Source organism: Sporomusa sp., from assembly GCF_035561155.1.
In the GTDB taxonomy this organism is placed as follows: domain Bacteria; phylum Bacillota; class Negativicutes; order Sporomusales; family Sporomusaceae; genus Sporomusa.
The window spans coordinates 1-7,323 of record NZ_DATMYD010000164.1; the positions used below are offsets into that span (position 1 = coordinate 1).

General features: G+C 43.2%; 9 protein-coding genes. All 9 read right to left on the reverse strand.

Annotated elements, in window-relative coordinates; all coding sequences use genetic code 11:
• Positions 1 to 619, reverse strand: a 619-nt coding sequence (locus VN447_RS22765; RefSeq protein ID WP_325528659.1) for a transposase, incomplete at its 3' end; no start/stop codon positions are given.
• 45 nt (positions 620 to 664) lie between these two features.
• The gene (locus VN447_RS22770) at positions 665 to 1,096 is read right to left on the reverse strand and encodes an aminopeptidase P family N-terminal domain-containing protein (RefSeq protein ID WP_325528661.1); all 432 of its coding nucleotides are present in this window, start codon (positions 1,094 to 1,096) and stop codon (positions 665 to 667) included.
• Between the two features lie 153 nt (positions 1,097 to 1,249).
• Positions 1,250 to 1,669, reverse strand: coding sequence for a hypothetical protein (locus VN447_RS22775; RefSeq protein WP_325528663.1), 420 nt, complete (start codon positions 1,667 to 1,669; stop codon positions 1,250 to 1,252).
• A gap of 11 nt (positions 1,670 to 1,680) precedes the next feature.
• Positions 1,681 to 2,619 carry a transketolase family protein gene (locus VN447_RS22780; protein WP_325528665.1) on the reverse strand — a complete coding sequence of 313 codons (939 nt, stop codon included), beginning with the start codon at positions 2,617 to 2,619 and terminating at the stop codon, positions 1,681 to 1,683.
• A complete protein-coding gene (locus tag VN447_RS22785) occupies positions 2,616 to 3,428 on the reverse strand; it encodes a transketolase (RefSeq protein WP_325528667.1) in 813 nt (270 codons plus the stop codon). Before VN447_RS22785 ends, VN447_RS22780 begins: the two co-directional genes overlap by 4 nt.
• 25 nt (positions 3,429 to 3,453) lie before the next feature.
• Positions 3,454 to 4,293, reverse strand: coding sequence for a carbohydrate ABC transporter permease (locus VN447_RS22790; protein WP_325528669.1), 840 nt, complete (start codon positions 4,291 to 4,293; stop codon positions 3,454 to 3,456).
• Positions 4,290 to 5,156 (reverse strand): sugar ABC transporter permease, encoded by an 867-nt coding sequence (locus VN447_RS22795; protein WP_325528671.1) that lies wholly within the window; start codon positions 5,154 to 5,156, stop codon positions 4,290 to 4,292. The genes VN447_RS22790 and VN447_RS22795 overlap by 4 nt, the downstream gene beginning before the upstream one ends.
• A gap of 87 nt (positions 5,157 to 5,243) precedes the next feature.
• Positions 5,244 to 6,527 carry a sugar ABC transporter substrate-binding protein gene (locus tag VN447_RS22800; RefSeq protein WP_325528673.1) on the reverse strand — a complete coding sequence of 428 codons (1,284 nt, stop codon included), beginning with the start codon at positions 6,525 to 6,527 and terminating at the stop codon, positions 5,244 to 5,246.
• Positions 6,520 to 7,269: a FadR/GntR family transcriptional regulator gene (locus tag VN447_RS22805; protein ID WP_325528675.1), complete on the reverse strand. Its 750-nt coding sequence runs from the start codon at positions 7,267 to 7,269 to the stop codon at positions 6,520 to 6,522. Before VN447_RS22805 ends, VN447_RS22800 begins: the two co-directional genes overlap by 8 nt.
• Positions 7,270 to 7,323: the final 54 nt, after the last annotated feature.

Consider the following 7,323-nt stretch of genomic DNA (forward strand, 5'->3'; position numbering starts at 1 on the left):
TAGATTTGGGCCAACCTGCTACTTCATGAGGTTCCCGGCCCCCTGTGCAAAGCATTATCCTGCGACGAATTTCCTCTTCTGATAGGCTTCTTTTCCCTGAAACATCAAAACTATCGTTTGAAAGATTCTGATGTAGCCTCAGCCACTCATCTTTCCCTAATAACCCCAAAGAAAAGGCTGTATCCGTCAAACCTCCTACATTCATATAGTCCCGATAACTGCTAAACCTATATTCTTCTGGCTTATCAACTATCCCAGCCTTAACTGGATTTTGGTGTATATAACCTATCAACGGAATAAAGTATTCGTCAACCTCTACTGGCACACTTTTATACCGACTGGCTATTAATGCACCGCTGCGCTTATACTTTTGATTAAAATACATCGCATATTTTGTTAAAAGTCGTTTCATAATTAGAGAAATATCACCAATTTGGGTTTCCTTGATAAGCAAATGAACATGATTGCTCATTAAGCAGTAGGCATGCAATTCAAATACCATTTCGGTCTTCACTTGCCGCATGCTTTCGAGAAAAAATAAAAAGTCCCTCTCGTCTTCAAATAAGTGCTGCCGGTTAATTCCCCGAAAGACAATATGATAAAAGCCTGTAGCACTCAATTTTCTGGCCTGCCTGTTCACATATTTCACCTTGTCTTTATCCTATCATGTTTGTGACAAAAAGGGAACGTCCCCATCGTCCCCGACACTCGTTAAATCCCATCTTATTCTCGAAAACTTCAACCCAAGATTTGTATCAGTTAACACTTCACCATCGCCAACACATTCTCTAATCTTATCTTGTGCCCCCTTGGGCTCCCACCAATTATAAGTGACCTTCTCGATAGGCAGTCCCACTATTTCCTCATTGCATAAACGGTCTGCTTCAATATTATTAACGATTAAATAGACCGCTTGTTCAGTGACCAATATCTCAGCACAAGCCTTCTCGAGGACGGTGTTAATATAAGGTCGACCACCTGTTAACCAGAAAAAATTGGTTTGTGAAGTAATCAAGATAGCCTTACTCTCTTCTTTTACAATCAGATGTCGAATCCGTTCCACTTTTTCTTTAAATTCACATTCTAACCATGCCAAAAAAAATCACCCACTAACGTATTTAGTATAATATGGCATTTAATGAAGGCTAAGGACTATTCTGTCAGAGTAGCCCTTAGCCTTCACATCGAAGAATTAATAAATTTGTATGTAGCAAGAACTATCTTCCATTTTACAGTCTGGCTATATCAGTTAGGCCAATTTTTTGCGCAATGCAATCAGTTGGTCCTCTGGCAGATTGAACATTTCGCTGTTATCACCCGATGTGTTTCGATTTTCCACCAAGATCATTTTTACATCCTTGGTCACGATAGTATTATGCCAGACACCCTTCGTTACACAATAGACTTTACCGGTTTCCATCGGACATAATCTGATATCGCTACAAGAGTCGTCCGCTGACACATCGATTAACAGTACGCAACCACCAGATAACAGCACAAATACTTCATCTGTTAGAAAATGCTTTTCCATAAAAGTAAACAATTGTGCATCATTGGCCGTTTTATAGTTTTTAATACCAACAAACCAGTCCCCACTCTCAACAACGCGTTTTAAGCCCTCACCTTCAAATGCTTCTACTACTAATTTCTCACTCAATTTTTTATCCATGTGCATATCTCCTATTTCAACATTGCTTTCGCAGTTTTCATTATATTAGCCGAGGTTAGACCATAATGCTCCAGTAGTTGGTCCGGCGTTCCCGATTGTCCGAACAAATCCTGTACGCCAATACGTTTCAGTTTTACCGGTTTTTCTTCCGACAACACTTCCGCAATCGCTGAGCCTAAGCCGCCAATGACTGAATGTTCTTCGACGGAAATAATCTTCTTCGTTTTTCTGGCCATCGACACTATTACATCTTTGTCAATTGGTTTTATGGTATGCACGTTGACTACCGCAGCGTCAATCCCCTGTTTTGCCAACTCTTCAGCGGCTGTCAGCGCCTCATATACCATCAGCCCAGTGGCAAAAATAGCTACATCCTTGCCGTCTTTCATAACATTGGCTTTGCCAATCTCGAAGGATTCGTTTTCGTCAGTAAATACCGGAGAAGGCGGACGGGCGACACGGAGATAAACCGGCCCTTCCATGTTGACAGCAGCGATCAATGCCTTTTTCATTTGAATGGCATCACAGGGAACGATGACTGTCATATTCGGAATACCACGCATTAATGAAATATCTTCAATAGATTGATGGCTACCGCCATCCTCCCCCACGGTTACCCCGGAATGAGTCAACGCCAATTTGACGTTAAGTTTAGGGTAACAGATGGTATTACGCACCTGTTCATAGGCCCGGCCGGTACCGAATATGGCAAAGGTACTGGCAATTGGCGTAAAGCCAGTAATAGCCAAACCTGCAGCTACGCCCATCATATTCTGTTCAGCGATACCTACATTGAAAAAGCGCTCTTTATATTTCTCGCCAAATAAATACGTTGTTGTCGCATGAGCCAAGTCAGCATCTAAGACTACAATATCCTCTCTCTGTGCGCCCAATTCTACCAAGGTCTCCCCATAAGCAATCCGTAATGCTTTCGTTTCTTTTACAATCATGCTTTACACCCCAATTCGCAAAGAGCTTTATTAACTTCCTCATTGTTGGGAGCTTTTCCATGCCAGCCCACTTGATTTTCCATGAAAGAAACACCTTTACCTTTCACAGTGCGCGCTATGATACACTTTGGCTGCTGGATAGTAACTTTGGCGTACGCATCCAGCAATGCTTCTTCGCTGTGACCGTCTACCTCCAGCACATAAAAACCAAAAGCTTCCATTTTCTTTTTGATATCTCCCAGACTCATGACATCATTGTTACACCCATCAATTTGTAAACTATTGTTGTCAATAATAACGGTCAAGTTGTCCAGCTTATAATGGGCTGCCGACATCATCGCTTCCCAATACTGACCTTCTTGCATTTCTCCATCGCCGACAACCGCGTATACTTTCCGGTTATCTTTTTTAAGTTTTTGGCCTAAAGCAATGCCTACGGCAATAGAAGTGCCTTGTCCCAAAGAACCGGTAGAAGCGTCTACCCCCGGCACTTTTCTCATATCCGGATGACCTTGCAGGCGGGACCCCAGCTTACGTAAAGTAGTAAGTTCCGACACCGGGAAGAAACCCCGTCGGGCCAATACAGCATATAAAGCCGGAGCCGCATGTCCTTTGCCGAGGATACACTTATCGCTGTCGGCACAATCTGCATCCTGGGGATCAGTTTTCATCTGCGCAAAATACAATGTCGACAGAATCTCCACACAAGACAACGAACCACCGGGATGACCCGATTTTGACTGATCGAGCATTTTCATAATGTCACCACGAACAAGTCGGTTGATTTCTTTCAATTCCTTGATATCCATTTTTCCCCTTCCTCTCCAATACAATTTATCCTTTTACGGCGCCTGCTGTCAGTCCTGCCACCAGCCTTTTTTGGATGAATACGAACAAAATTAATATCGGTAGGGAAGTGATTACACCACCGGCGCTCAATAAACCCCACTGGATATCAAACTGCCCGACAAATGCTTGTAAAGCGACTGGCAGTGTACGTGTTTCTTGGTTGGTAAACATTACAGCAAAAATGAATTCATTCCAGGCTGTGATAAATATGTAAATTCCGGTAGCAATTACTCCCGGCACCGAAAGCGGCAATATAATTTTAAAGAATGCCTGCCTGCGATTGCACCCGTCTATCAGTGCAGCTTCTTCAAGGGCCAACGGCAGGTCATTCAGATATCCCGTCAATAGCCAAACGGCAAAGGGGATGGTAAACGTCGAATAGGCAATAATCAGGGCATAAGGGGTATATAGTATACCGAGCCCCCGCATAATCGAATACAAGGGTATAAGTAGTAAAACTGGCGGAAACATATTTATCGTTAGAAAAGAAACCATGATGGCCAGTCTGCCCCGGAAACGATAACGAGAAAAGGCATAAGCCGCCATTAATGAGATTACCAGACTCACTACAGAGGACGCTCCGGCTACGATAAAGCTATTCCACATGCTCTCCATAAAACTGGTCATGATAAATAATTCTCGATAATTTTCCCAGGTAGGATTAGTAGGAAAATATTGCAATACCGGACTAAACAATTCTGTTTGCGATTTTATGGAAGTAATAAACGTCCATAAAAAGGGAAACAAGGAGAAAATCAGCAAAGCAGCTAACGGCAGATAAAAATAACCCAACTTATAAGATATGCTTTCACGTTTGATACTCATCTCAATCTGGCCTCCCGTTTACAGATTTTCTGCAAATATGCAAACAATACTACTGACAAAATAAGTGTCAGATAAATAGACAAGGTAGATGAGTAACCAAAATCAAGGGCCGTTCTGGCTTTTACGAAAGTATAAACGCTGAGGGTCAGTGAACTGTAACCCGGACCACCGCCGGTCATAGCGTAGATAACATCGACTGAATTGGACACCCAGATGATACGTAGCAATGATGTTACAATAATAGTAGGCATTAGCATCGGCAGCGTAACATGCCAGAACTTTTGCCAGCGATTGGCCCCGTCTACGTTGGCTGCTTCATACAGCTCCGCGGGAATGGTTTGTAAACCGGCCAGCAACATAATAGCGAAAAATGGAACACCCTGCCATACGATAGTGAGGATAACCGAGAACAATGCCGTATCCGACTTGGCAAGCCAGGGGACGTAATCATTCAGCAGATGCATCTTTTGCAAAATATCATTGATTACACCATAGTTACCGTCATACATCCATTTCCACATTAATCCAATCAAAATGCCTGGTGTAACCCACGGTATCAAAACCAGGGAACGGACAACCCCTCTGCCTTTAAAGCTCTGATTTAACAATAGCGCCATAATCAGTCCGAATAAGAATTGGAAGAACACCCCCAATATAGTCCACAGAGCTGAGTTCCAAAGGGACTGGCGAAAAATAGGGTCGACCAATACGTTTATATAATTGCTTAACCCGACAAAATGAACATCCTGTAATTTAAACAGCCTATAATCCATCAAACTCATATATACAGAATTGACGATTGGGTAAGCAATGATAAGCAACATGAAAATCACTGCCGGAGCTACAAGTAGATAAGGATACATTTTTTTTCGTCCATACGCCCACTCCTGAATACCTAAATTCCCCCAGCCTGCGGCATTCCCGCAGGCTGGGTCATCCTACGGATAGTTCTATTTTTTATTCATTTCTTCTGCCAGCTTATCCATCATTTCATCAGCGGAAATCTTACCTTCTAGCGCCTGTTGCACCATCGCCGGCCATACCGATTCAATCCATTCGCCCATTCCGGTGGTAACCGGGTATACATGGGCAAAGGGCAGCGAATCAAAGGAAGCCTTCATGAATCTGTTATTTTGGTAATAATCCATTTTTTGCACGGATTTAAGTACAGGCACATTACCGGAAGCTTTACACCATTTATCAATCTGATTTTTCTCAGACAGCCAGGAGAGGAAGACAAAGGCGGCTTCCTTGTTCTTGCTGGAACTAAATATTACATTTTCCGTATCGCCAAGGGAAGTCCATCGCCCTTTGGGTCCCGCAGGTACCGGGAAGGCTGATACATCAGCGCCAAATTGCTTTTCCATATCGAGGGAAGAACGAATATGGTGCACTAGCATAGCAGTTTTACCAGATTTAAAGTTGTTAACGACTTCGGAAAAGCCATCAGCTGGCGCGGTCGGCGGCACAACTTTATATTTTCGATAAAGATCAATAAACATCTGATTGGCTTTCTTAGCCTCAGGGGTATTAAACACGACTTTGCCATTGTCCATTATCTTGTTACCTTCGACGCTGGCAAAAACAAAACTGCCCCATGGTTCGTGCCCATACCGGGCGCCCCTCATACTAAAACCGTATTGATCTATCTTGCCGTCCTTATCTTTGTCCACCGTAAGCTTCTGAGCTGCCGTTAAGAATTCATCCCAGGTTTGCGGGATTTCCACCCCGGCTTCTTTAAACAGACTTGGCCGGTAATACATATATAATGCCTGTACAATCCATGGCATTACATACATTTGCTTATCGTCGGTCACTCGGAATACATCCCAAAGATTGTCCTGCACATCAGCTTTTCCATTCCAGGAGTTCAGATAACTGTCTAACGGTTGCAGCGCCTTGTTGCCTGTAAACTCAGGCACCCAGGTAAGTTTAAAACAGGCGGTGTCAGGCGCTCCCCCACCGGCTACACTTGTCAACAGACGGGTACGAAAATCACCCCAGGGAATAACTTCAACTTCGACCTGGATGTTGGGATGGGTAGCATTGAATTCCTTCACCATTTCCAAAAAGGTCGGGTCTTTAGGGTCATCCAACCATACCCAATGCTTCAGCTTGACCACCTGATCCTTGCCCCCGGTTGCAGCCGGTGACTTAGCGCATCCTGCCAATAATGCAACCAGCATAAATACCGCAAGTAATAGCGCCACACATTTTTTTGCTTTTTTACTCACTACAATTCCCCCCTTTATTCTCCTCTATTAAAGGTTTACACCCTTTAATATCTAACATCCAGGATTTAATATCGTTCACTGTCACCTCTAAGTGCTGCTTCATGGCCGCTTGCGCCCTAAGCAAGTCTTTAGCCAAAATTGCTTCATAAATATGTTGGTGGGCGACAATCGCCTTATCAATACTACCCGGTACATTCATTGTTTCCTGGTAACCCTGCACAATGGATTCATTGATGATCGGCACAATACGCTGAATAATTGGATTTTTTGTGGCTTTAGCTATGGCCTGATGAAATTCCAAGTCCTGCCGACTATAATCCTGGTGCTGTTTTACAACATCCTTAATCCTTCCCAAACATTGTCCAATCTTCTCCAAATCCGTGGAATCGGCCCGCTCAGCGGCAAGATAGGCTACATTGGGTTCTATTAAAATTCTGGTCTCAAACAGCATGAGCAGTATATCCTTATCTACCATAAACTCTACACCCAGAGGATCTTTTTTCCACCCAGGATTTTTCGTGACAAAAGTCCCCTTACCCCGAATCACCTCCAGAACATTAGCGGCAACTAACTCCTTGACTGCTTCCCGCAATGTTGAACGGCTAACTTCCATTTTATTCGCCAGCTCTACTTCATTGGGCAGCTTATCGCCAGGGTTTAATTGTCCAGACAATACTAATTCTTTCAAATTTTCCGATATTTCTTTTGACAACATGAGTTTTTTAGATAATAATATATTCATAAGTTCTCCTACGTCCGACATCGGACAACTCTTTATATGTTTACTGTATTATAT